This window comes from Fervidobacterium changbaicum, assembly GCF_004117075.1.
Lineage (GTDB): Bacteria > Thermotogota > Thermotogae > Thermotogales > Fervidobacteriaceae > Fervidobacterium > Fervidobacterium islandicum.
Genome location: NZ_CP026721.1, coordinates 402,389 through 426,591, shown reverse-complemented (window position 1 = coordinate 426,591; position 24,203 = coordinate 402,389). Strand labels below are relative to the sequence as shown.

15 protein-coding genes are annotated in these 24,203 nt (G+C 40.0%); all 15 read right to left on the bottom strand.

What is annotated here, in order from left to right:
• Positions 1 to 3: 3 nt before the first annotated feature.
• The 15 genes from CBS1_RS01980 to CBS1_RS01910 all read right to left on the bottom strand — a co-directional run bounded on the left by CBS1_RS01980 (position 4) and on the right by CBS1_RS01910 (position 24,081).
• Positions 4 to 1,200, bottom strand: coding sequence for a glucoamylase family protein (locus CBS1_RS01980; RefSeq protein ID WP_090222584.1), 1,197 nt, complete (start codon positions 1,198 to 1,200; stop codon positions 4 to 6).
• 38 nt (positions 1,201 to 1,238) lie between these two features.
• Positions 1,239 to 2,498 (bottom strand): glucoamylase family protein, encoded by a 1,260-nt coding sequence (locus CBS1_RS01975; RefSeq protein ID WP_090222582.1) that lies wholly within the window; start codon positions 2,496 to 2,498, stop codon positions 1,239 to 1,241.
• Between the two features lie 50 nt (positions 2,499 to 2,548).
• On the bottom strand, positions 2,549 to 4,702 hold the full coding sequence (locus tag CBS1_RS01970) for a beta-glucosidase family protein (protein ID WP_128998093.1): 2,154 nt from the start codon (positions 4,700 to 4,702) through the stop codon (positions 2,549 to 2,551).
• A gap of 34 nt (positions 4,703 to 4,736) precedes the next feature.
• Positions 4,737 to 5,690: a carbohydrate ABC transporter permease gene (locus tag CBS1_RS01965; protein WP_090222505.1), complete on the bottom strand. Its 954-nt coding sequence runs from the start codon at positions 5,688 to 5,690 to the stop codon at positions 4,737 to 4,739.
• Positions 5,687 to 6,364, bottom strand: coding sequence for a carbohydrate ABC transporter permease (locus tag CBS1_RS01960; protein WP_241685544.1), 678 nt, complete (start codon positions 6,362 to 6,364; stop codon positions 5,687 to 5,689). The genes CBS1_RS01965 and CBS1_RS01960 overlap by 4 nt, the downstream gene beginning before the upstream one ends.
• Positions 6,365 to 6,452: 88 nt before the next feature.
• Entirely contained in the window at positions 6,453 to 7,823 is a 1,371-nt protein-coding gene (gene iscB / locus CBS1_RS01955) for an RNA-guided endonuclease IscB (RefSeq protein WP_128998092.1), read from the bottom strand.
• Positions 7,824 to 8,053: 230 nt separating this feature from the next.
• Positions 8,054 to 10,210: a DUF5696 domain-containing protein gene (locus tag CBS1_RS01950; protein ID WP_090222501.1), complete on the bottom strand. Its 2,157-nt coding sequence runs from the start codon at positions 10,208 to 10,210 to the stop codon at positions 8,054 to 8,056.
• Entirely contained in the window at positions 10,194 to 12,215 is a 2,022-nt protein-coding gene (locus tag CBS1_RS01945) for a gluconolactonase (protein ID WP_236938556.1), read from the bottom strand. Before CBS1_RS01945 ends, CBS1_RS01950 begins: the two co-directional genes overlap by 17 nt.
• 47 nt (positions 12,216 to 12,262) lie before the next feature.
• Positions 12,263 to 13,132: a carbohydrate ABC transporter permease gene (locus CBS1_RS01940; RefSeq protein WP_033191022.1), complete on the bottom strand. Its 870-nt coding sequence runs from the start codon at positions 13,130 to 13,132 to the stop codon at positions 12,263 to 12,265.
• 38 nt (positions 13,133 to 13,170) lie between these two features.
• A complete protein-coding gene (locus tag CBS1_RS01935; protein ID WP_033191021.1) occupies positions 13,171 to 14,064 on the bottom strand; it encodes a carbohydrate ABC transporter permease in 894 nt (297 codons plus the stop codon).
• A 4-nt stretch (positions 14,065 to 14,068) separates the two neighbouring features.
• Positions 14,069 to 16,723, bottom strand: a complete 2,655-nt coding sequence (locus tag CBS1_RS01930; RefSeq protein WP_236938559.1) for an extracellular solute-binding protein — start codon at positions 16,721 to 16,723, stop codon at positions 14,069 to 14,071.
• A gap of 295 nt (positions 16,724 to 17,018) precedes the next feature.
• Positions 17,019 to 18,323: an ABC transporter substrate-binding protein gene (locus CBS1_RS01925; protein WP_033191020.1), complete on the bottom strand. Its 1,305-nt coding sequence runs from the start codon at positions 18,321 to 18,323 to the stop codon at positions 17,019 to 17,021.
• Between the two features lie 32 nt (positions 18,324 to 18,355).
• Positions 18,356 to 20,722 (bottom strand): glycoside hydrolase family 94 protein, encoded by a 2,367-nt coding sequence (locus CBS1_RS01920; RefSeq protein WP_090222499.1) that lies wholly within the window; start codon positions 20,720 to 20,722, stop codon positions 18,356 to 18,358.
• Between the two features lie 19 nt (positions 20,723 to 20,741).
• Positions 20,742 to 22,835, bottom strand: a complete 2,094-nt coding sequence (locus CBS1_RS01915) for a beta-galactosidase (protein WP_241685592.1) — start codon at positions 22,833 to 22,835, stop codon at positions 20,742 to 20,744.
• A 235-nt stretch (positions 22,836 to 23,070) separates the two neighbouring features.
• Positions 23,071 to 24,081, bottom strand: a complete 1,011-nt coding sequence (locus CBS1_RS01910; protein WP_033191018.1) for a LacI family DNA-binding transcriptional regulator — start codon at positions 24,079 to 24,081, stop codon at positions 23,071 to 23,073.
• Positions 24,082 to 24,203 lie beyond the last annotated feature (122 nt).

Sequence of the window (24,203 nt, the reverse complement as noted above, 5' to 3'; positions counted from 1 at the left end):
TTTTCATTGTTTTCTTTCTTCAAAACCCAGTTTCTGAAGTCCATCTTTTATGTACTTGTTTCTCATCGTGATATCCCAAATAAGTTGTGTCTTATAGTTTTCAATCATGAGTATCTCTATACCTTTGTCTATTCCGATGTAAATTTGTGATACCCAGTTTCTATCCATGTTGTAAGCATCCTTGAAACCATATTTTCCCCACAACTGGGGAACCTTTTCGAAGTAATAGCGTACTGCTTCTTCGACAATTGCAGTGGTAAAGACTATTGAACCAATAGCTCCACACGGGGGGACAGTGCCATCTGTCTTGTGAGTTGAGTTGTTATTAGCAGAGGGTGGAGCACCGAAGTCTCCCCGATAACCGTCCGGAGAATCGCAAGCAGTTAACCCCCACGACTTTTCATGCAGCGTTTTGTAAACGCTGTGCATATCTTTACAAAATTCCCAGTTGGCTAAAGTTGCCAACGTTGAATTTTCAAACCAATTAACACCTTCTTTATCGACGATATTTCTAAAATCAAGCCATGCATGTGAAAATTGGTATGTGAATAGTGAACCGGTATATGTGTAGATTAATTCGTAATCTTTGTACTTTCCTTTCTTTCGCTCAAAAGAATAATACACTGAGGAATCTATGGGAAAAGTAGGTGAAGCCACACCGAGAACGTACATAATGAGCTGTTCAGCATAACCATCCCAATGCCCCCAAAATCCTCTCTCGTAATTATACCCCATGTAATACTGGTTTCTTTCTTTGTCCAAGTACCATGGGAACTCCACCCTTGAGTATATAGATTCAAATAGCTCGTACACCTCTCCACCAAAATATTCACCAGCCACAAGTGCGCCCATCAGAAACAAGGCCGTATCTATAACTGAGACTTCTGATTGCCAAGTTCTTTTTCCATCTTTCATCCTCACGAAATGAATAAAGAAACCATGTGAATGTTCAACGTTATTAAGAAACGTTTCCAGAGTTTTTAAAGCCCTGATATATCCTTCATCTCTTGATATCCAGCCATTTTCAATGCCGATTGGTATAGCACTCAGCCCAAAACCAACGGAAGCTATACTTGCTACATTATTATCACGCGTATTGTCAACAATCAAACCGTAGCCCTCTTCCGTTTCAGAGACTTCGTTCCAAAAGAATTCAAAAGACAGTTTTTCTTCTAAATCGAGAATGTCTTTTACTCGCACTCTTATCAGCTCCTCAGTAAACAAAATTAGTTTTACAACTATTTTTTATAAACAAACCCAAGGTTGTTCAGACCGTTTCGAATGTACGGGATGTCCATGAAGATTCTCCAAATAAGTTCATTCTTGTAATTTGCTATCATTAGCAATGTTATGCCTTTGTCAATACCAATGTAGTCTGAAGCGTACCAATTCAAGTCAAGGTTAAAGGAATCCTTCAAACCATATTTTCCTACCAAGCTTGGCATCTTGTAATAATTCTCAAGGGCCCACAGCGATTCTTTGGGAGTAAAAACGATTGAACCCAATGCTCCAGATGGTGCTATCGTGCCATCAACTTGATGTGCTGTATTATTGTTTCCAGATGGTGGTGCACCTAATAAACCGTTGTAACCCTTCGGCGTGTCACAAGCAGTTATTCCCCAGCCTATGGTAAAGCTTTTGAACTTATCTTTATTATCCATGCAAAAGTTGTAATTGGCAAGACTGGCCGCCACGGAATTTTGGAACCAGTTGACACCGAATTTGTCATACCAATTACGGAAATCTATCCATGCATGAGAATACTGGTAAGTAAATAGCGAACCAAACCATGAATGAATAAAGTTCTCACCTTTGTAGCTACCGTAGCTTCTTCTAAATGCGTAGTATACATTCTGGTCAATACGGTACTTTTCTACCGGTGTACCTGCTCCCAGTATATATAGCATGAGCTGTTCAGCATAGAAATCCCAATAACCTTCAAAACCTCTCTCTGGAGTATATGCCATGAAGAAGTAATTCTTCGTTGGATGGATCATTTTGTTCCAATTTATCCTTTCGTAAAGTTGTTTAGCTTTTTCCCAAGCCTGACCGCCGAAATATTTTCCAGCTGTCAGAACACCGCACATCAATATCCCTGTATCGATTGTTGAAACTTCACTATTCCAGGCCCGTTTTCCAGTGTTGATATCCAGAAAATGGTAGAAAAAACCATGGAAATTATCAAGCTTTAGAAGTGTATTCAGAGTCCCCAAAACCCTCTGCAATCCTTCTTCTTTTGTTATCCAACCTTCTTCCACACCTATTACTATTGCTGTAAGACCGAAGCCAGTGGAAGCTATGCTGGCTATCCCTGGGCTGCCTGGGTACCTATCTCGAATTAATCCGTATCCCAGGCTATCCTTATTTGTATTTGCTTGCTCCCAAAAGTATAAGAAGGAACCTTTGTATTCTTTCAGAAGATTATCGGTCAGTTGATTGGTGGCAAGCGTTATAGTGAAAAGTAATAACAGTATAGAAAAAGATAGTCTTTTTAACATGCTATCACCTTCCTAAATTTACAATTCGTATTTTTGAAACTTTTATTCCCTCAATCCAGCAAGTATTTTCTTCTTAATCTGATATCCCTTGATGAAGCACCTACTCTGATTTCATATTCACCTTTCTCAATTACCCAGCATCGACCATCGAAGCTTGCAAGACTTGAGACCGGAATTCTGATTTCTATCTTTTGCTTTTCACCTGGCCCAAGCAACTTCGTCTTGTCAAAACCTTTGAGCTCTTGGTATGGTTTGTCTATCTTCCCTCTCGGCGCTCTCACGTACACCTGTGCAACTTCTTTCCCAGCAACCTCACCAGTGTTGGTCACCTCAAACCTCACAACGATATCTCCATCGTCTCTGTATATTTTCAAGTTCGAATATTCAAATGTCGTGTACGATAACCCAAATCCAAACTCAAAAGCAGGTTCTACTCTGAATGTATCGTAATACCTGTAGCCCACGTAGATATCTTCATCGTAGACGACAACTTCAGGGTTGTCTTTCGGTTCTCCTGGGAACGATCTTGACGGAACATCTTCGTATCGTTTCGGGAACGTTGTTGGCAGCTTGCCGGAAGGATTAACCTTCCCACTTATCACATCCGCAAAGATTCTCCCAGCCTCCTGTCCTGGCTGCCATATCAATAAAATCGCATCACACATATCCTTCCAACTTTCAATCTCTATAGGTGCGCCTACGTTAAGTACAACAACCAACTTTTTTCCCTGTTTCCTGAAAGCTTCTGAAAGTTTTACCAAAATGCGATATTCATCATCTGTCAAGTAAAAATCACCCTTCTCAAGTCTCCTATCAGCCCCTTCACCTGAGATTCGTGTTATTATAAAAACTCCGACATCGTTTCTGTAAGCATAGTTCACAATCTCCTCATCAGTGAACAAATCCTGTGGAAGTTTTGGAACGATGTCCTCCCCCCACTGACCTTTGGTGATTGCATAGTCTGTAGCTCTGAGTTCCGCAACTTTCTTTCTATAGAACTCTTCCAATTCTTTATCAACCTTTATTCCTCTCTCAAATAGCCCGTCTAAGAAATTAATCGTGTACCTTGGGTGCGTATCTCCACTACCAGTTCCTCCTTTTATCGTCTCTACCTGACCTGTGCCAAAAAGTGCAACTCTTGTTTCTGGTTTTATGGGTAACGCCCCGTTGTTTTTCAGTAGCACAACACCTTCGCAACCTGCTTCGTACGCTACCTGAGCATGTTCTTCTAAGTTCGGCTCGTTGCTGTACTTATAACCTCTGAACGATGGCGTTTTGACAAGCACCTTCAATATCGTCCTCACTCTTTCATTTAACATCTCTTCCGTTATTTCTCCTCGTTCGTACGCTCCCTTTATCTCCTCTATCTCCGGCCTTCTGTTCTTGAATATCTGATATGTGTTCCCCGGCATCAATAAATCGTTCCATGATTTTATCTGTTCTGCCGCATTATCACCAGCAAACCAGTCCGTCATCACAAATCCTTCAAATCCCCATTCATCACGAAGCACGTCTTTCAATAACCACTTGTTTTGCGATGTATACTTACCATTCAGCTTGTTGTACGAGCTCATCACAGTCCAAGGTTTTGCTTTCTTGATGGCTATCTCGAACGGTTTTAGATAAATCTCACGCAAAGCTCGTTCTGAAACTATCGTATCAACACTCATACGATTGGTTTCCTGTTCGTTGGCAACAAAATGTTTCAAACAAGCACCAACGCCTTGGGATTGAACACCTTCGACGAAGCTCGCAGCCATTTCACCTGTTAGTAATGGATCCTCAGAGTAGTATTCGAAGTTCCTGCCACACAGTGGATTTCTGTGGATGTTTATGGCAGGTGCAAGCAATATATCGACACCGTATTCTCTTACTTCTTCTCCCATTGCTTCTCCGACTTTTCTTAGAATTTGTCTGTTCCAAGTGGAAGCAAGCATGGTCTCTATCGGAAATGCTGTAGCATGGTATTTATTCTCATCGTTTTCGCGTTCTGGATCGATTCTAAGTCCTGCAGGGCCATCGGCAAGTACTGCTTTTGGAACGCCAAGTCTTTCGATAGTGCGTGTTTCACCGGCAGCTCCACTAACTTTTGGATTTGGATTTCCAAATGCACCAAGGACACCAACACCAACGACAAAGTTGATCTTCTCTTCAACAGTCATTTCAGAGAGAATTCTTTCAATATCGAATTCCACAGTTATCATCTCCTTTGTGGTTTATTGTTAAACCTAACTTAGTTTATTCACCCGTAATTCCGGTCCTATCAATACTTTCCACAAACCAGTCTTGTGCGAAGAAATAAATCAAAAGGAGAGGTAATATTGTTAGAAGTGTACCAGCCATTACGATGGCTTCATTAAGCGTCCTACCTGTTGTCACACCAGGAATTGATTGATACACTCTTCTGAACATGTCCTCAAATCTCTGAAGTTGCAAAGGTAAGGTTGTCCACTTTTCACCCAGATAGAGCGCAGTGATTACTGTGTCATTCCAATACCAAACCAAGGAGAACAAAAACGATATCAGATACGCGGGTAATGCAGAAGGAGCTACTATTCTATAAAAGATCGTCAATGTCGATGCGCCATCAATCTTTGCTGCTTCCTCCAAAGACTTAGGGAACATATTGAAGAACTGATAAAAGATTATGATGAAAATAGCACTTCGTATACCTTGAGTAAAAGTAGCTGGCAATATGAGTGACCACAAAGTGCCCAAAAGATTAAGGTCTTTGAACATCAAGAACTGTGGGATCATGGTAACCTGTGGTGGTAATATGAACGTAGCAACGGCAGCAGCAAACATTATATTTTTACCCGGAAAATTAAAGCGTGAAAATCCGTATCCAACAACAGATGCCGAAATAGTTTGCAAAAGCGCAGGTATAGTTGAAATAATGATTGTTTGAGTTAACGTCTTGGCGTAATCAAGAACCTTTACTGCATCTTTGTAATTCCCAGTATAGAGTTTTGTCGGAATCCACTTTACAAGTGGATTTACCAAGTCAGATGTATCCATGAGACTATACGAAACCATGTATATTATAGGATAGACAAAAACAAAGCCAACAAGGAGCAACAGAAAATAGACACTTGCTATTTCAACTGCTCTCTTTGTTCTTTTCTCAATAGAATAAAAGCTGATCTGTTTTGGAATTATTTGTTCTCCCTTTTTCGACACGATACCTTTCATACTACCTTTACCTTCCTTCTGTAAATTGCTGAAATCAAAGAGAATATTCCTATAACGGCCAAAATAGACAAAAAGTATATCCAGGCAAGTGCCGAAGCGTAACCTAATCCCCTTTCTGGTCTGTACATATCGACAAGTATCTTTTTGATTATAGGACTGGTTGCAAATGTCGAAAGCGTCACAATGGTATAGACCGTATTAACAAAAGTAAGTGGTGCTAAGACGGGCATTGTGATCTTCCACAGAATCTGCCATCTTGAGGCACCGTCTATCTTTGCAGCTTCGTACATACTCTTATCTATCTTCTGCAAACCGGCAAGGTATACAAGGATTTGTACTCCTGAGTACCAGAGAATCATTATGAAACCTGAGATAAACATTGCCAGGACCCTTGAAAAGACAGGTGGCAGATTTGTTTGCAGCATTTTCACAAATCCGAGATTAGCCAAGCCGGAAAATGTCATTGCTCCTTTGCTCATGAGCTTTTCAAAAACAGGCCCACTAGCGATAACCACTGGCAGGAAGTAAATCGTGCGGAACAAACTTCTGCCTTTTAGTTCGATGTTTAACAATAGAGACATGATCATTGCAAATGAAACTATTATGGGTACAAAAACTATCATCTGCAGGAAGTAGTCAATAAGCATCTGAGGATAGTCAACATCCGAGAGCAAAGCATCCTTAAAATTTTTGAGGCCTATGAAGAATGTTCGTACACCTTCCGCTGTTACTTTTACTTCATTGAGGCTATAAAAGAATGTTCTAATGAGCGGTATAAGCGTAAAAATAAGAAAACCAATTATCCATGGTGAAACAAATAGTAGACCTTTTAAAGCTTCTCGAGTGCGCAGTTTTAATTTCATGAAACCGGGCTACGGATACACGTGGCTTTAGCCATGAACAAGTAGCCCTTTCCCTCCTTTCGAACATCAACGTTTTAGCTCTCTCAATTAGCCTTAATTTTGTATACTTTACACTGTCACTTATCTTTTCTCCACTAAGACTACTTATCGAAAAATATCCGCTGCTTCTTAAACCTGTTATTATCGCTATCTCACCTTCACACTCAACTTTATCAAACCTTATGAATCCATTTACTTGCTTAACCGTGTTAATCGGTCTTCTTCCACCCTTAATCGGATTGGCTTTGTGTAGTGACCTGTTTTGTCGCCTGAAGAATTTACCAAAATACCATTCGCTTGCCCTTTCTTGAATATTCCCACCAGCTATCACAAATGCATCATCTCTGTGCGACTTCTCAAGTCCATACATGTCCCGTCTTTCTTTTGTAATACTACCATACGTGATTTCGACATGGTAGTTTTGCTTCAGCCTGTTAACTATGTGCTGTTCAATCGTTGAAACGTGAGCCGCGTCCTTAAACACCTTTATTTGCTCTAATCTTGATTTAGGTATCTTTATCTTGCCTTCGTGCAACATCTTGTGTTCTTGTGTTGTTAGCACTATTAAATTGCTCGGTGCATCTGTACCACCTTTGCTTCTTGGAATGATATGGTGGACTTCCAATATGCCAGTTTTTCCAGATAGCTCAGATTTGTATCCAGCTCTCCAAAGGCAGTAATCTCTTACATCGCTAAATCCTTTCTGCGGACCGTTTTGGTAATCTTCTCCTTCTATGTCTGGATTTAGTACTTTCTGAATATCAAATGGTGCAACTTCCACAACGACTTTTGTTATCGGTATTATTTTGCTGAGCTTGTTTACTATCCTGACGTGCGCATCTACCTTCCACTGCAAACTTGGAGGCAACCAACCATCTTCCTTTCGTCTGTTTAGAAATCTGGGTTTGCGATATCTTGTTTTTCTGTATCTTCTGAACCTTCTATGCTGCCTGCGCTCAAGCAATAATTTACTGATGTCTTGCCTGAGCTGGATTTCAGCAGAGAACATTTCCTCTTTGTCTGTAACAGCACATACACCAACAACCTTAGAGCCTATGTCTATTCCAACAGTAACAGGTTGTGTGTAGTTTGTTGTTTCGTACAAAAGCTGAATGGTAAATGGTTCTCTGTTCACTACCTTCGCCAGTCCTTGTTTCAAGAGCCTTCTAACCTTTCCATGTCTTTTGGTTGGCATGAGCGGTTTTCCATCTTTTGAAATCACGAATACCATGCGGTAAGCCTCCTATCGGAGTTAGGTGCTCATCCCCAAAGTTAGGCTGGCTTGTCGTGTCTGCCACACTGTCCCTACCCATTAGGACTGTTTAGTGGCAGACGGCAGGGCATGGAACTTGAGCAGCATTCCATGGTGCCGTGACCAGCCTAACGTAGCCGAAAGGCTGAGGGTAGTCAACCAGGGCTTTTTCCAAGCCCGCCACTTCAGTGGTGGGTGGTTGACCAAAGTCACCTCTCTTGAATTACCGCAAAGCTCATAGGTTGAATAACGACATTGTTGAAATTGAAAGGTTTTTCACTGTAATTAAACGCCACCTTTGTACCATTTTCGTACGTGTTGAGAAAAACATCCTGCCCAATTTGCTGCCGAGCAATTAATCTGGATTTTAAGAACAAAGTTGCGTTATCAAACAATCCTTTTGCATCCAATATCTTTGGAAGCCAATCTTCAAACTTTGTTGATACCAAGTCTTTGGAATGTGTCTCTATAAGTTTTTCTGAACTATCCCAAGTTAAATAAAATGAAGGAAACACGCCGTATTCAATGCAAGCTAAAAGGTCCCTGCTGTAATCCGAAGAAAGATTAACTGGTTCTGAGAAAACTGGTAGGAACTGCCTAAGCACGTAAGGTACAACTGGCGCAATTCTGTCCTCGATTTCATAACCCGAGTTCGTCAGTGGGATATCCGACAAAGCACCAGCAAGTTTAACAGCATACCAGTTTGCTCCGTAAACAACGGGCTTTTCAAGATTCTTAAAGGCTTCCAACAATATATCAATCACTTGGGCCCTCGTCATATTCTCGGTTGAAAACGCCAAATTTCCAACCGAAGCAAGCGCAAATCTTTTAATTCCAAGCTTTTCAAATGCTAATTCCTCCTTAGCGACGAACGATTTTACAAACTCCGGTGATAAAACATATCTTCCTTCAAATTCCATAAGTTGTTCAAGCCTGTTCAATGCAATGTTGGTTTTACTAAGCGACTTGGATTCTTTTGGTGAAAGAATATAATTCACATAGAAGTAATCTTCCGAAGACAGTTGGGTTTTACCAAGGATGCGTTTTTCAACTGGGAGGTGCTTTGGAGAACTAAGAGCCAAACCTCCTTTAGTGTATCCTACAACTACGAATAGAGAGTTAGGTATAGATTGTTTCAAAATGTTTTTCATCTTCAGCAATTCTTCGCCATCGGTCATCTTAACAAGCGAGAAACCAAATGTAGACTTTTTCGCTTCTGCCATTAGAATATCGAATTTGAAGGTATAATCATTCGTCACAACTCTTTCTGTTGAGTACTCATCAACAAATCGTTGGAATAATGAAAATTCATTGGCGTTTGGAACAAAGAAATATCTAATACTATACCTCGTTGTATTTAATTCTTCCTGCGGAACTGTTATACCTTCCCCCGCCTTATTTAAGAGCTTCTTATGGAGATCTCTTAAAACAGTTCTCGCTGTTATCCAATTGTGCTCAGTAACAATACCCGCTTTGAAAGCGTTAATCTCAGCGTACATGTCTCCATCTTCGATGAATGCAAGCAAACCACTACTATTTCCTGCGGAGGTTTCCGAATTTTGCAAACTTTGGGAATATATGATTCCATACAATGGCAATGCATAATTTTCCGGTTCTTTTACGTTTTTGAAGTAAGAATACGGGAGTACTTCCCTGAACCCTATATCTTGCCCGTATATTCGGGCTTTAAATGGGGCTGTTGCAACTGTTCTTTTTGACAGATCTATACCTGCCCCGACACCATCAGCCAAAATAAAACTTCCATTGACTGTACCGTAAGTCCCACCGAAATAAGGATAAGCAAAGATGCCTGTTAACTTATACTTTCCTTCCTTTATGTTTTCTATTCTCAACCGAATTGAATCTTTTAACAACTGATACGAGACATCAAATGATGCTCCTATATTTTCGAACATAACAGATGCCTTCAACGTATCTGACGAAGTCTTCTTGAGAATGATTTTAGCATCTCTTGTAGAGTACACTCTTTTGATGTTGCCTGTTGAATCGTAGAACTCGACTGTGAAAGGTGTATTGAAAAACGCATTCCACGTTTGGTTCAAATCTTTGTCTTCTTCTTCCAAAATTGATTTCCAGAGTGCATTGTTTCTTTTATCAACGACTCGGAACTGCAGAGTTTTCGTATCGAACATGAGAGTCAAATACTGATTCTCCAAATAGGTATGATAGTTTGGATAAAAGAATGCATAACTGCTTTCTGAAAAACTCTCTATCTTCTGAACCGTAACTTCAGATGATCCAGAATTCACTAACCACACCATTACAATAACTATCAGAGCTATTACTATTGACCTGAGCAGAATCTTTTTTATATTTTTCTTAACAGACTCACTTAGCCTTAACACGGTACATCAACTCCTCAAAAATAGAGGTAAAGAAAGAAAATTCTTCTTTGACAAGGACAGCAATAATTATCAGCAGTATTGTTATGAGTACCATTGCAAAAATTGTGAGTAAAAAGTTCCTAACTGTTTCACCAAATGAGAAGTTGTGAACCTGCGCAATGACTATAAAGAGCAGAACAAATGACCATGCCCAGATTATCTGCATTCCAAAAGTATATACAAAAGATTCGTTCAAAGTTAGTAGATTAGTTATCAAAGCAAGGGGTACCGAAAAGAGTAAGTAGGGCAAGAAGGAAGCGATTGTTCCTATAAATATATGCTTGAACTTTCCTTCTCCTTCCGAAATCTCACTAACCAAAAAATTTGAAAGAACGAAGAGGAAGAATAATCTGTAGGTATCAACAAAAAGTCCAAAGAAGTCTATTTTCTTTGCATCAAAACCAACAAATAGTGGTGAACCTACGATTCTTATAACCACATTTTCGATGTAAAGCAGAAGATACAAAGAAATCCCTGTTATCCATGATATCCTATCGTGGCGTTTCATTTCATAGACTGCGTCAAACGGATTCTTTATGAAAAGCCACGTGTACCGTAATTGTGAAATAAAGAAATTATCCTTCTGAATTCTCTTTTTTTCTCTCTTTTCTATTAAACCCTGCCTTATGAGTATCGTTCTAATAAGGTCGGCGATAGCTATAACGACAAGCAGGACAAATATCGGCCCCACTATCTTTTGTAACCATTGGTTTCTTATGTACCAGAAAGCATCGGAATAGCCTTTTGCATCGCGAGCCAATTTGAAATACTCAAATGCCTTGGAGTAATTTTCCTTCTTAAACTCAACATTCCCCAAAACTCTATACGTCAGGACGAAAGCTGAATTTGTCTTCTGAATTTCTCTCCAAATCTTTTCGCTTTCCAGATACATCCCCTGGTTGTAATAATTAACGCCCTTCAAAACAAGCTTACCGAATGACGTTATTTTGAGAACTGTCACTGTTCCATCTTCCTTATCTAAAATAAATATCTTACCGTCATCCGTAACTGCGATTGCGCCAGCTGATCGGAAAAGCCCCGTTCTATTTTCGTAAAAGCTTTGACCACCGAATACAAAGATGGGATTTCCAAGAAGGTCGTATACGTATATCAGACCATCCGCTGCGAGTGCATACACGGTTCCAAGTGAGTCAACATCAATATCCACAAACTTATCACTTGAAAGCGAAAGTTTTGGATAAACATTCACACCAGCAACGTTGAATCTTTTGATGGCATCTTCCTTAAGTCCCTGAGTCACAGTCCAAATAGCATTTGTGAAATCCACAGTAACGCTTGTAGGTGACGGTGGTCTAATTTTCAAAAGCTGCGCCTTCTGCGCCTCGGAAAACACCAATCGTTGTAGGATCATCCTAAGCGTGACCTTTGGAGAATTTGCCCCAAAGAAACTCAAAAACCTTCCATCTTTGTTAAATACTGCAAGCCCATTTGTAATTCCCTGGCAAACTACGTACACATTGCCTCGTTTGTCTGCGGCGACTTTAAGAGGGACAAAATTGTTGTTACGGCCATAAATTGGCGAATCAGGTTTGGAAATTGTAAGAACCAAATCGCCGTTTGGCGAAAACTTGTAAACATTCTGAGCCCAAGAATCCGCAACATATACGTATCCATTTTCGTCAACGTAAACACCTTCAGGGTTCATGAGGGTACCTTCACCAATGTAAGAAATAGTTGCTTCTTCTGTGCTTTCCAAATCTACTACAGCTACCCTTGCGTTCTGCGTATCACTTATGTAGAGCTTTCCACTATGCCAAAATATGTCTGAAACAGAGGATGTATCGAAAACAAGTTTTCGCCAAGGGATAAATGCATCTTGAATGCGGACAATGTTATCACCTATGCCCAGTGTGTATGTATAGTACGGTGCGTATGCATTCAGCAAAGAGACAACAGTTGTCAAAAGAAGAATTATCAAAAGAGTTCTTTTTTTATCCAGTTGCAACACCTCATCGCTCCTTTATTTAAAATTAAGTGGTACAAAACAATTCATCATTTGATACCGGAATGTGCCATGGTGTTCATGACTTTGCTTTGTGTGAAGATGAAAATAATCAAGTTTGGCAGAAACATTATAGCAGCCGCAGCTGCAGCTATTCCTGCACCAGCAACTGTTCCAGCATTACCGCTCAGTGTAGACATGTAGTATGCAAAATTTTTTAAACTTTCGTTATTTATGTAAATTAAGGAAGCTTCCGTTGAATTCCATGCGCTTTGGAACGCAAGTATCGCAACAGTTGCAACAGCAGGTTTGGTAAGTGGTAGTATTATCTTCAGGTATATAAACCAATCGTTAGCTCCATCTATCTTTGCCGCTTCTATTAGCGAATCAGGTATCTGATCAATAAATTGCTTAACTAAGAACAAACCAACAGGCATTGCAAGCATAGGTAATATGTGCGCTAAGAAATTGTCAACCAAACCAAGTTTTGCGATGATTATGTACCTGGGAATAGAAACTGCTGTTGGAACAAACATAAGTGCTAAAGTGTTTATCTCGAAAAGCAATTTTTTATACTTGAAATTCTTCTTCGAAAGCACGTATCCCGCCGCAGTACTGACAAATATCGATAACACGACAATACTAAGAGATATAAGAATGCTGTTGAACAGATACCTGCTCACCGGAACTCCGGACTGAGTCATAGCGTTGAAAAGGGATTTGAAATTCTGCAGTGTCGGGTGTCTTACGAATATCCTTGGTGGAAAAGCAAATAACTCGTTGTAAGGTTTGAAAGCATTTGAAAATATGAATATGAGAGGTATAGACATAAAAACAGCAAAAGGAATGAGAACTGCGTAGAATTTCAACTGACTCTTATCAAACCTTTCTGGATTGATTTTCGTACCCTTGAAAGCCATACCATCACCCCTGAGTTGTTAAGTTGATCGTATCAAAATCAGTCCCTATCAAGGAACAAAGCCCAGACAAATTTGGAACTAATCCATATCATTATTAGAAGCACTACGGAGATTGCCGCAGCATACCCCATTTCATACCTCATGAATCCAAAGTCTTCGATGTGGTTGACAATAAGCTGCCCTGCATACTGTGGAGTTGGATTTGAACCGGAAAGCATGACACCGATGTATCCTGCTTGAAAGGTAGAAACAACTGACATAACGGCACCGAACAACATTTGAGGTCTCATGAGAGGAATGGTGATATAGAATATCTCCTGCCATCTTTTTGATATTCCATCTATGTATCCTGCTTCGTATATTTCAGGGTCCGTGTTTAAAACACCAGCAAGCATAGCCAAAAAACCGACTCCCATACTACTCCACAAAGTTACAACCACCATTGTTGGAAATAGGAATTTAGGTGACTGTAACCATTGGATCGGCTGATCAATTATTCCAAGTCTTAACAAAAGACTGTTCAAGTAACCAGACTTATCTCCGCTGAATATCGTGAGCCAAATTACTTGCATCGCTACTCCAACGGTCATTGACGGAGAGTAAATAATCAGTGCAAGGATAGTTCTTGGTATCCTTGGAATTTGCGCAAGCATCCAAGCTAAGATGAACGCAAGAAAATATCCGGTTGGACCTACTAATACCGCGAACTTTATTGTATTTGGTAATACATACTGCATGAAGACACTGTCCGTTGTGAAGAGTGAAATGTAGTTCTTCAATCCAACGAATTTTGGGAACTGTATTGTGTTGAAGTTAGTGAAGGAAAGAAGTATGGCTAAAATAGTTGGGACAATAATAAATATTGCAAAGAGAACTATGTATGGCGAAAGAAAAGTAATTATCCATCGGCGCTCACTCTTTCTTACCTTCACACAATCACCTCTTTGAATTCCCGGTATTTAGATCTTGGCTGTACCAATTTAAAACGTCTTGTAGCGTGTAAATCTTGAACGGTTTAACCGGCTTTCCGTCTTTGTAGTAACCAAATTCTTCTAACTTGCGTGCGAATTCTTTGTTTACAATAATTACGCCATCATCAACAGCTACCTTTAAAGGTTTACCTTCAAGTACAACCTTATTCCAGATGTTACTGATTTCACGTTCCAGTATGTAACTCGCTGGCATTTTAGGAACCTCTTGCAGCCAATTAAACTGTTCTTTCACGACCTTCAAGTGTTCCGTTTTAAGAGGGATACCATCTATCGCATACCGGTTCGATGGTATTATCAAGAACTCTGTTCCGTAAGTGCTGACAATTCTATTTACTAAGTTCATCTGCGTCTCTTTAGAAAGCCACCACTTCACGAATTCCCAGGCTTCGACTGGATATTTCGTGTCGTTAAGGATAGCTACTGCCTGTGCTGAACCTGTTTGCCACCTCTCAACAACACCGTTGTATTCTACACCTGGTGACGGAGCTATACTCCAAAGACCACGCAACTCTGGAGCAGCTATTGAAAGCTGTATATACGTGTTCAAATTCGAAACGCCCAATGGGATTTCACCTTTTCTGAAGCTTTCAAAGAAATTTGCAACTTGAGCAGGCATGCCGTACATGGTGAATAGCTCAGTCATTTCTTTTAGAGCTTTTAGTGTACTTGGATTGTCTATCGCTGTTCTCAAGCCATCGTCTGTAAAGAGCTTACCATGGTACTGCATAATGAATGGAGCGGTGGTCATCCATGCTTTGAAAGCCGATGTCCCGGAAAGTGGTATATAAAAATTCAGACCGTTTCTTTGAAGCTCGGGAAGTACCAATTTCACATCATCCCACGTTTTTGGAAGAGGTATCTTTAAATAGTCAACTATGTCTTTTCGATAGAAAAGCACGTAAAAATCGAGTGTTTCTGGAAGACCAAAACAGTGGTTTTCGTAGAGATACGGTAAAAGCGAGCCTGGGTAGAAATTCCTTGAGAAACTGATGAAATCAGGGAAGCGTCTCAAATCATATGCTGCACCACGTATTCCCATTTCAAAAGGTATCCAGTTGCTTATTCCGAGTGCTATATCCGGTGATTTTTTGGCTGCATTTGCAAGTATGAGTTTGCCCTCATCGCGCATTATAGAAACATCAACATAGATACCTGTCTTTCTGGTAAAATCGCTATCAATAAGTTGCTGCAGAACGTCCACATACTGGCGTGGTCTGTTGACCCAGACTTTTAAAACGACACTTTTATTATCAAAATCCTTTGCAGATGCTAAGTTTCGCTCGGGTTTGAATGAATGAACAAATCTCTTCAAACCTTCAACAAATACTTTCAAAAACGAAGGCTTAACAACTCCGTCTATACTGTTACCTGTGTAAATGTAAATTTCATCAATCGTAAGAGGCATTTCCTGGAGACCATTATAAGCATTTGAAAGCTCAGAAAGTACCGATCCTGTGCTACCTACAAGCATTTCTAATTTGTTTGGTATTTTATTGACATTTTTCGCAAGTCTTTTTAAAAACATCTGCGCTGTGTTTAGTGAAACATATTCTGCGCACCATGTGTTTCCGTTTGCATCAGCAACACGCTTTTTGATGATTTCCAGCTCGTTTATCAATGATTTAAATCTTTTCTCTATGTCTGGAAAGTATTCCTTTATTTCCCATTCGACATTCTTGTCTAAACTACCTCCAGATATGTATTTCACCTGCAGTGCTAACTTGTTTATGTAATCAATTATTGATTTCAGTTTATAAAGCACATCAACGTAGACTGAAGCATTAACTTCAAGAGAGATTGTGTGCTTACCTTCGGAAAGATAAACAACAACGTCACTTGTCTTGTCACTCGATTTCAAGGTATAAATCCTCCAGTTGGGCGTATATTCAAAAGGAACTTCGAGTAAATCGCTATATACAACCCTTCCGTCGATGTAAACAGTTCTATAACTTGTGAAATTTGGTTTTGCATTCTGTAGGTATTTGAGTGCTATTTTATAATATCCACTTTGTGGAACAGGGAATTGGTAAGTTACGGTTTGACCGGGCCTACTCCAGTTGGTACCACCAAACGTATTCAAAAGAAGATTGTATGTAGTGTAGGGAACTACTTCGGGGGACCTTACTGAAACCGCATTGATCGAAGCTTCACTTTTTCTATAAGGTTTCTCCGCCTGCAGGGTTATAACACGTTTCTCATTCGTTGAAAACTTTCCACCAACTTTCTTGGCGACTTCTTTAAACTGTATAAGTCTCGCGGGTCTTTCCAAGGCTAGCTTCTTAATGGCGATTTTCCCGCTGTTAACAAAAACTGTTAAAGTAACCTTCGGCGAACTAATATTGAACCAGAGCGGGAATTTGTCAATTCCATTTGGATTTTTCAACACATACGATATTGTGTCAGACGTTATCCTTTGATTTGGAACCGTTTCGTCTCCATATCTGTTTTTTGGAAAAGCCGTTGTCTCGTACTCCCAGTACTGAACCAAGGGGATTGAACGTGCCTCTACGAAAGGAATCTTGCCATTCAGATAAATAGAAATCTCCGGTGGTAATATTTGATTAGAAAGAACTTCATAATCAATACGTATGTTCCACAACCCGGTTTTCCCTTTCGGAACCTCTATCTCGTAACTAACAAAGCTCCCTTCTGATAATTCAGTAAAGGACTGGGGAGATTCCCAGAAGGTCTCCCCAGTCACGAGAGGGGTCGGTGAACGCTGCAGATAAGTGATATAGTCGATTGTTTGAGTATTTTTCGTTATTGCATAAAGATTGATTGCTGTTAAATTGCTGATTGCACATAAGGCTACAAGAATTACTATTCTCCAGAAATTGTTTTTTTCTATAGGCCTAAGGATTTTACTCCCTCCCATTGCTGCATAATGAAACAAATTACTTTGTCATAATGGCTATCTTCCTAATGGCGTTCTGATACTGTTCGTTCGCAATTTTGTTCAACTGCTTTGCGTAGTCTGCGATGTTAATATCTCCTCTCATCGCATTCCAAATAACATCGCCAATGTTAGCATTTGGATTGTTTCCAACCTTAATACCTGTTGGTGCAGTCCATCTTGACTGAATGTAACCTGGGACTATCTTTACACCTTCGATAATACCAGCACCAATCTTTCCATAAGCTTCGTCAAGGCCCGGGTACAACTTCTTAACTGAGAAGTATTTGTCAAGTACAGCCTTTTCAGTTGTTAAAGGTAAGGATGACCACTCATTCTTCTTGTCGAGTTCAAGTCTCTTTAAAATACCATCTCTTCCGTACGTTACAAATTTTGCAAAGAGGAACGCTTCTTTTGGATATTTGGTTGTCTTAGAAATTACAAAGAAATCGCCTACAACTGGTGTTCTTCCGCCAGGAACACCGATGAACCGCGATTTGAACGGAAGAGTAGAATAGAATGGAGTTGCCCATGTTCCGTCCCATCTAATTGCGATCTTTCCTTGGTTCCATACATCGCCGTACCAACCGGCGTTGTATTGTTTCTTTTGCTCTTCCGGAAGCGCATCGTAGACGTATTTACCTTGCCAGAGCTGTTTCGCAATATTTACAGCCTCGATGAATGAAGGATCATCAAGATTGTACTGTTTACCATCCCATGTGTACCATCCGAGCCTGAGGTTTTTCATAGCCGGGTACCATTCGGGAATCTGTACCTCTTCTGCAAGTCCTATAATACCGTCTTTTGGTATTGTTAGCTTCTTTACAGCTGTTAAGAATTCGTTCCAGGATGGAGCAAATTTGAGCGGTTTGACGTTGTACTTTTCAAATAGGTCGTCGTTTACGAAATAGCCCATAAAGTACAACCCTGCTGGAACTGCGTAAATCTTGTTGTTGTAAATAGTGGCATTTCTAATAGGTGCAGGTATGTTTTTCCATTCTGGATCCGCATTTGCCATCTTTGTCAAATCAAGTGCCCAATCGTTTGTTAAAGCCATAGGGATATTTGGAATCATAATAACATCGGGTAATGTGCCTGCTGCAGCTTGAGCAATTAGCCAGTCCTCGTAGTTCCCTTCGTGCTTGACAATTTTCACTTCAATGTCCGGATAGAGTTTCATAAATTCCTGAACTATGGCTTGTTCAATCTCAAGTCCACTGTTCCAGTTCACGTACGTAATCGTGACTTTACCGAACGACAATACCGCAAAAACCGCCAACAAACCAAGCAACCAGAATCTTCTCATACTACTTCCCTCCCTTAAGAAGTGTGGTTAAATTATCCCAACGTAACCTCAACCGTGTGTGACCTACCGTCGGAAAGAATTGGGACCCTCTGAACTTTCTGACCGTCGAAAACAATCTCCTTTACACCATTACTTACTTTGTTCGGATTCTTGACAACAACGGTGTAAAGCGTATCACCGAAAAATCTCTTATAAGTAAATCCGTCCCAATCAGCTGGTATAACCGGATCTATATCGAGATAACCATAATTAGGTCTTATACCAAGAATCCAATGCGTCGCTACGCGGTGCAACCACTGTGCAGAACCTGTATACCACGTCCAACCGCCACGGCCATAATGTGGGGATATTGGACCGTCAGAATTACCACAAGTCACGTACGGCTCAGCCCAGTAATTGTCTATGTCGAAACTTCTGTACGGTGGACAAATTCCTTTGTAGGCTTTGTACATTGCTTCAACATCTCGCATAAGAGCAAAAGCCCAAACAGCCCATGTTGCAGCGTGTGTGTAAACTCCTCCATTTTCCCTCAAACCAGGTGCATATCTTGTTATGTAACCTATGTCACTCCTTGGCTTAGTGTAAGCAGGATACAAAAGCAGAGCTCCAAAATCTTTAAGAAGGTATTTTTTCACTGATTCCATCGCTTTTCTCTTTCGTTCCTCATCGGTAATATCACTTATCACAGCCCAGGTTTGAGCATTAAGGAAGATGAAACCCTCTTCGTTTTCTTTCGATCCTAATTTCTCCCCGTCATCTTTCGTTGCTCTTATAAACCACTCTCCATCCCATGCATATTTATTTACAGAATCTCTTAGAACCTCCAACACATCTTTACACTTAGCCGCAAACTTGGAATCTCCTTTTAGTTCCATCAGAGGAATGAATTCTTTAAGTAGTAGATACATGAAGTGCGCTAGCCAGATGCTTTCCCCTTTCCAATCGGTACCGACAGCGTTCATACCATCGTTCCAATCGTTTTCTCCAATCAGTGGTAGTCCCCTTGGTGAAAACCTCTTAAAGGCTTTTTCTATCGCTTTTTTGCAGTGTTCGTATATCGTACCTTTTCCACCGTCAACGTAAGGTACAACTTCATCGAGTATGGAATAATCCATTGTTTCCTTTATGTACTCTTGAATGATAAAAGGTAACCACAACAAATCATCGGAACAGTGAGTTCTTGGGCCACCACCTCTGATAGTAAACCACCAATGTAGTACATCACCTTCTTGGAACTGGTGTTCCGCGTGCAGCAAAATTTGTTTCTTTGCAAGTTCAGGTCTTAAACTGAAGAAGATCTGAGAATCCTGTAGCTGGTCCCTGAAACCATAACCAGCAGATACCTGATAGTACCCAGACTTTGCCCATATTCTGCCAGATATCGCTTGATACTTTGCCCAATAATTGGTCATTATGTTCAGACCATCATCGGGGGTTTCAACCAGTTCTCTTTCAAGTAAGTCCATCCAGAACTTACGAACCTTTTCAAATTCCTGCTCCGCAATCTCAACGTTGGTGTATTTTTCAGCAAGCAAGTTGGGATCTTCTTCCCCAATCTTTGCCGCACCTATGGTAAAAACTACTTTCTTTTCTTCGCCTGGATTTAACGTAATTTCAACTTGGAGGGAAGAACACGCATCGCCAAACCTGTCACATTTATTGTCAAGTTTCTCGAGTTTCATCGCAATCGGATTTCTTTCATCTCCGTACATTCCAATAAAGGATTCCTTATCGCAGGTAAATGATTTAGTAGCAAGACTTACGCTATGAAACGCGATGTGATCCCAGCTTGTGTTATTCCAGCGTCCTTTCTCATCGGGAAACTGTCCCAGGTACTTTTTCACAAATATTGTGTTGTTTTTAAAAGTCGGGTCAAAAAAGAGCTTGTGAAATTCTCTGTGCTCATCCGGGAAGTTTCCTAAAACCCATTCAAAATAAGTGGTTAAATCGAGTTTTCTCGTTTTATTAGCATCGTTTCTTACTATGATATACATAAACTCTATGGGTGCATCGATACTTACAAAGACCTTCATCTCTGAGTAAATATCATCAACCTTATGTCTATAGACGGTGTAACCAATTCCATGAACAACCTCGTATGATTGATACTCTGCCATCACAGGTTTCCAACCTGCTGACCAGAATTTCCCTGATTCAGTATCCCTGATATAGACATACTTGCCCCAATTGTCTTTGATGAGGTCTTGATATAGTCTTGTAATCCTGTTTTGCCCTGCATTACCTCTCCAAGAATATCCGCTCCCAGTGTGTGAAGCAATTATCGAATAATCACCGTTACTTATCACATTAACCCATGGTCTTGGGGTTCTTGGATTTGTTATCACATATTCTTTGCCATCAGAAGTAAAATAGCCGTACTTACTTTCAAAAAGTTTCATAATGCGTTCTCCTCTCCTTTCACAGTAATTGTACTTGTCTTTTTGTCCCGGTTTCGTTTGGCAGTTCAGCTTTTGACACGACTAAAGTAATTCCTTTTCGAGCTGCCACAGAAAATTCTCCGAGGTAGTTGGTAAATAACCTTAACTTAACATCCTTTGGATAATCATCGTAGTTGTTCAAAAAAACAATGAAGTTCTCTGTCCCTTCTCTGAGATAACCATCTACAAAATCCCTACTTTCAATAAATAATGCTTTAGAAATTCCAAGTAGCGAACACACATTCTCAACAATATCTACTTTGTACTCTCTTTCGAGCTCCAATCCGAAACCTAAAACAGCTACCGAGCCTTTTCCTACGTTTCTTATAAATCCGCAGATATTCCCTTTTTTGTCTCTGGCAAACTGATAAGTTAGAGGCTCAAGTTCGTATTCTTCCACGTGGTAAGCGTTGACTTCAATTCCAAAAGCATAAACCGTACCCCATCCACGTTTAGAAACTGACCTTATTCCTAGAAAGTCCTTTAAAATTGTGCATTCATTGCCAAATTCGTCTTCTACTGGTATTTCTGGGAATAAGACGAGTTTCCCTCCGTTTTCAACGTATTCAGCAAGTATTTTTTGGACATGGCATGGCATCCATTTGTAGGAAAAGACCCACAGGCTTCTGATGTTCAAATCTAAATTTGGTGACCTTAGGTTTACCCCTCCGATATTGTAGTTAAGTAATTTCAGCGCCCTTATAACCCCGTCAAAAATGGAAACATCCCTTTTAAATTCAATATCAGAAACAGCATTTAGTCCATGTTCTTTGTAGTGCTCAGTTGAATAGTAGTCAGGTATGAAACCAAAGTAAGTATCAAACACAGGTTTTGAATTTACGAGCTCCTCCTCAATACTTCTAATACTACTGATCAGGTCCTTAATAACATAGTAAGATCTTCTTAGCTCACCATCTCGGCTTATCGGTGCTTGCCAATCATGGTAGGTCCCCATTAGTGCTGAATCTGATGGATTATCTCCACCAACGAATAAGTAGTAGTTTATCCCGTTCATACCATTTCCGATGCATAGTCTTGAGGTTAAGTCAATAGTTGAAGGTAAAAGTTTTGGCTTGTCCATTTGGAACCCGCTTTGGAACTCAGCTGAGAACAGTGGTTGCTCTGGATTCTGTACTGATAGCATGATCGCATTTGCAATTGCCAAATCACTGAAGTTTTCGTGCACTATGTTACCTATGTAGTAATCACCCGATAAAATGACATTCTTATCGGTGGACGCTCTGTACAACTGAGAAACCCCTATCGGATATCTCTTTCCTCTCTTTGCGTACTCAACCATATCAAAACCATGGATGTTTACAATAACTGGCACATTGATACCTTCATCACTAAGAAACTTTCGCAAGTTGCAGAGATATTCGGCATAGTACTCCCTTATAAAATCGTGATAAGCAACAACTAAATTTCTGGAGAAAGTTCGTCCGCAAGCCCAGTTCAAAAGCTCTTTTGCCAAATCTTTCATTTGCTTTTCTTCTAAATAAGTGCGGAATTTCTCTATAGTATGCTCATTGTAGTCGCCATAAGAAGTTATCCACTGAAGCATTCCGACCTCGTTATCAATTTGAACCATTATCACATTTTCAAAAGACTTTATAACTTTGGATACCTCTGAATACCATCGTTTAACATACGAAAGGTAATCTGGGTGGAGATACGAAAAAACCCTTGTTGGGTGTGGTGTGCCTTTCATCGTTTTAGCAATTGCATGAGGTATTCTATCGTACAACCAGTTCGGAAGGCCTTCATTCTTTAATTCGGACATAATATATGGACCCGGTTTAAATATTACCTTTAAGTTAAATCTTGAAACCATTTCGAGAAAAGCTACAATATTTCTTTTAGGGTCAGTTAAGCCAGAGAAGTCAAAAAAGCCTTCGTACGGTTCATGCCAAAACCAAGGAACGTAAAAACTAACTGCATCAAAACCAGCATTCTTAATTTTCACCAAACGGTCTTCCCATACTTCTGGTTCTAACCTAAAGTAATGCAATTCTGCAGAAAACAAAAATCTGTTCTTCCCATCAACAATGAACTTTCCATCTTTGATTTCCATCTTTGGCAACAGACTCACCTCAAGTTCTACTGAAATTCTACTGAAACGTTTCTATTATATTTCACTAAATGATATTATCATAATCGGTTTGGCAAAACAAAACATCAATAATAGAAATCAAGTTGTGCTTTCAGTCAGAAAATAACTTTTATAGGAAGAATTCTCACGACTGCTTCATTTTGCTTTGAATTTTCAGTTATACTGAATCAAGTGTTCTAAAACATAGAAATGATGCTTAGATAAGCTTTCTTGTTGAATCACGAACGACAAGGTTTACATCAAGCACCACATCTGAAAGGAAATCATCAGTGTTATTAAGGAGACTAAGCAACATATGAGCTGCAAGGGATCCAAGTTGATACATGGGCCTCTTCACAGTGGTTAATGCAGGAGCAACATACGATGAGAGTTCAATATCGTCAAAACCGACAATTGAAATATCATCGGGGATAGTTAAACCAATCTCTTTTATCGCTTGCATCGCTCCAATAGCCATTTCATCGTTCGAGCAAAAAAGGGCGGTAGGTAGGTCCTTCCTCGAATTCCTTGAAAGATATCCTTTCATGACTTCGTATCCCGATTCTTCAGTGAAGTTACCTTCCAATATATCCTCGTTTCTGATTTCGATTCTCAAATCATGGGCTGCTCTGATAAATCCTCTGTATCTTTCTTTCGCATCAAGTGAATCCTTTGGCCCTTTCATAAAAGCGATCCTTCTGTGGCCGAGATCGTAGAGATACTTTACAACTTCATAGGCACCCTTTTCGTTATTTATCCGAACGCTTTTTATCTCGCGCCCTTCTTTATCTTTTATGGTTCTGTCAAGTGTTATAATTTTGTACTCGTTTGCCCATCTGATGATATCCTCGTTTTTAACCGCCGGAGTCATAATAATCATTCCACCAATTATTCCAACCTTTAGAAATTTGTCAACATCCTGTTTCCTGTTCTCTAAGGTACAATAGATAAGAAGGTTATATCCGAACGCATGCAACACGTCCTGTATGCCACGGACAAGTGCATCGTAGAAAGGACCTTTTATTTCATGCACTATCAGTGCAACTAGGTCATATTGCTGCCTCTTCAACCTTTTTGCGAAGTTATTTGGAACGTAATTTAGTTCTTCAATAGCCTTTAATACTCGTTTTCTTGTCTCTTCACTCACTTTGCCAGTGTTGTTAAGGACATAGGAAACCGTTGAGATCGAAACACCAGCTCTTTTAGCAACATCTTTGATTGTTGCCATTTGACCACCTCCGTTGCCCAATGCTATTATGAAGTATATCACATAATTTCAGTTAAACGTTTCGATTAATTTCACCATTTTTCTAATCCTTAAACAAATGAATTCAAATATGTACCAAAATC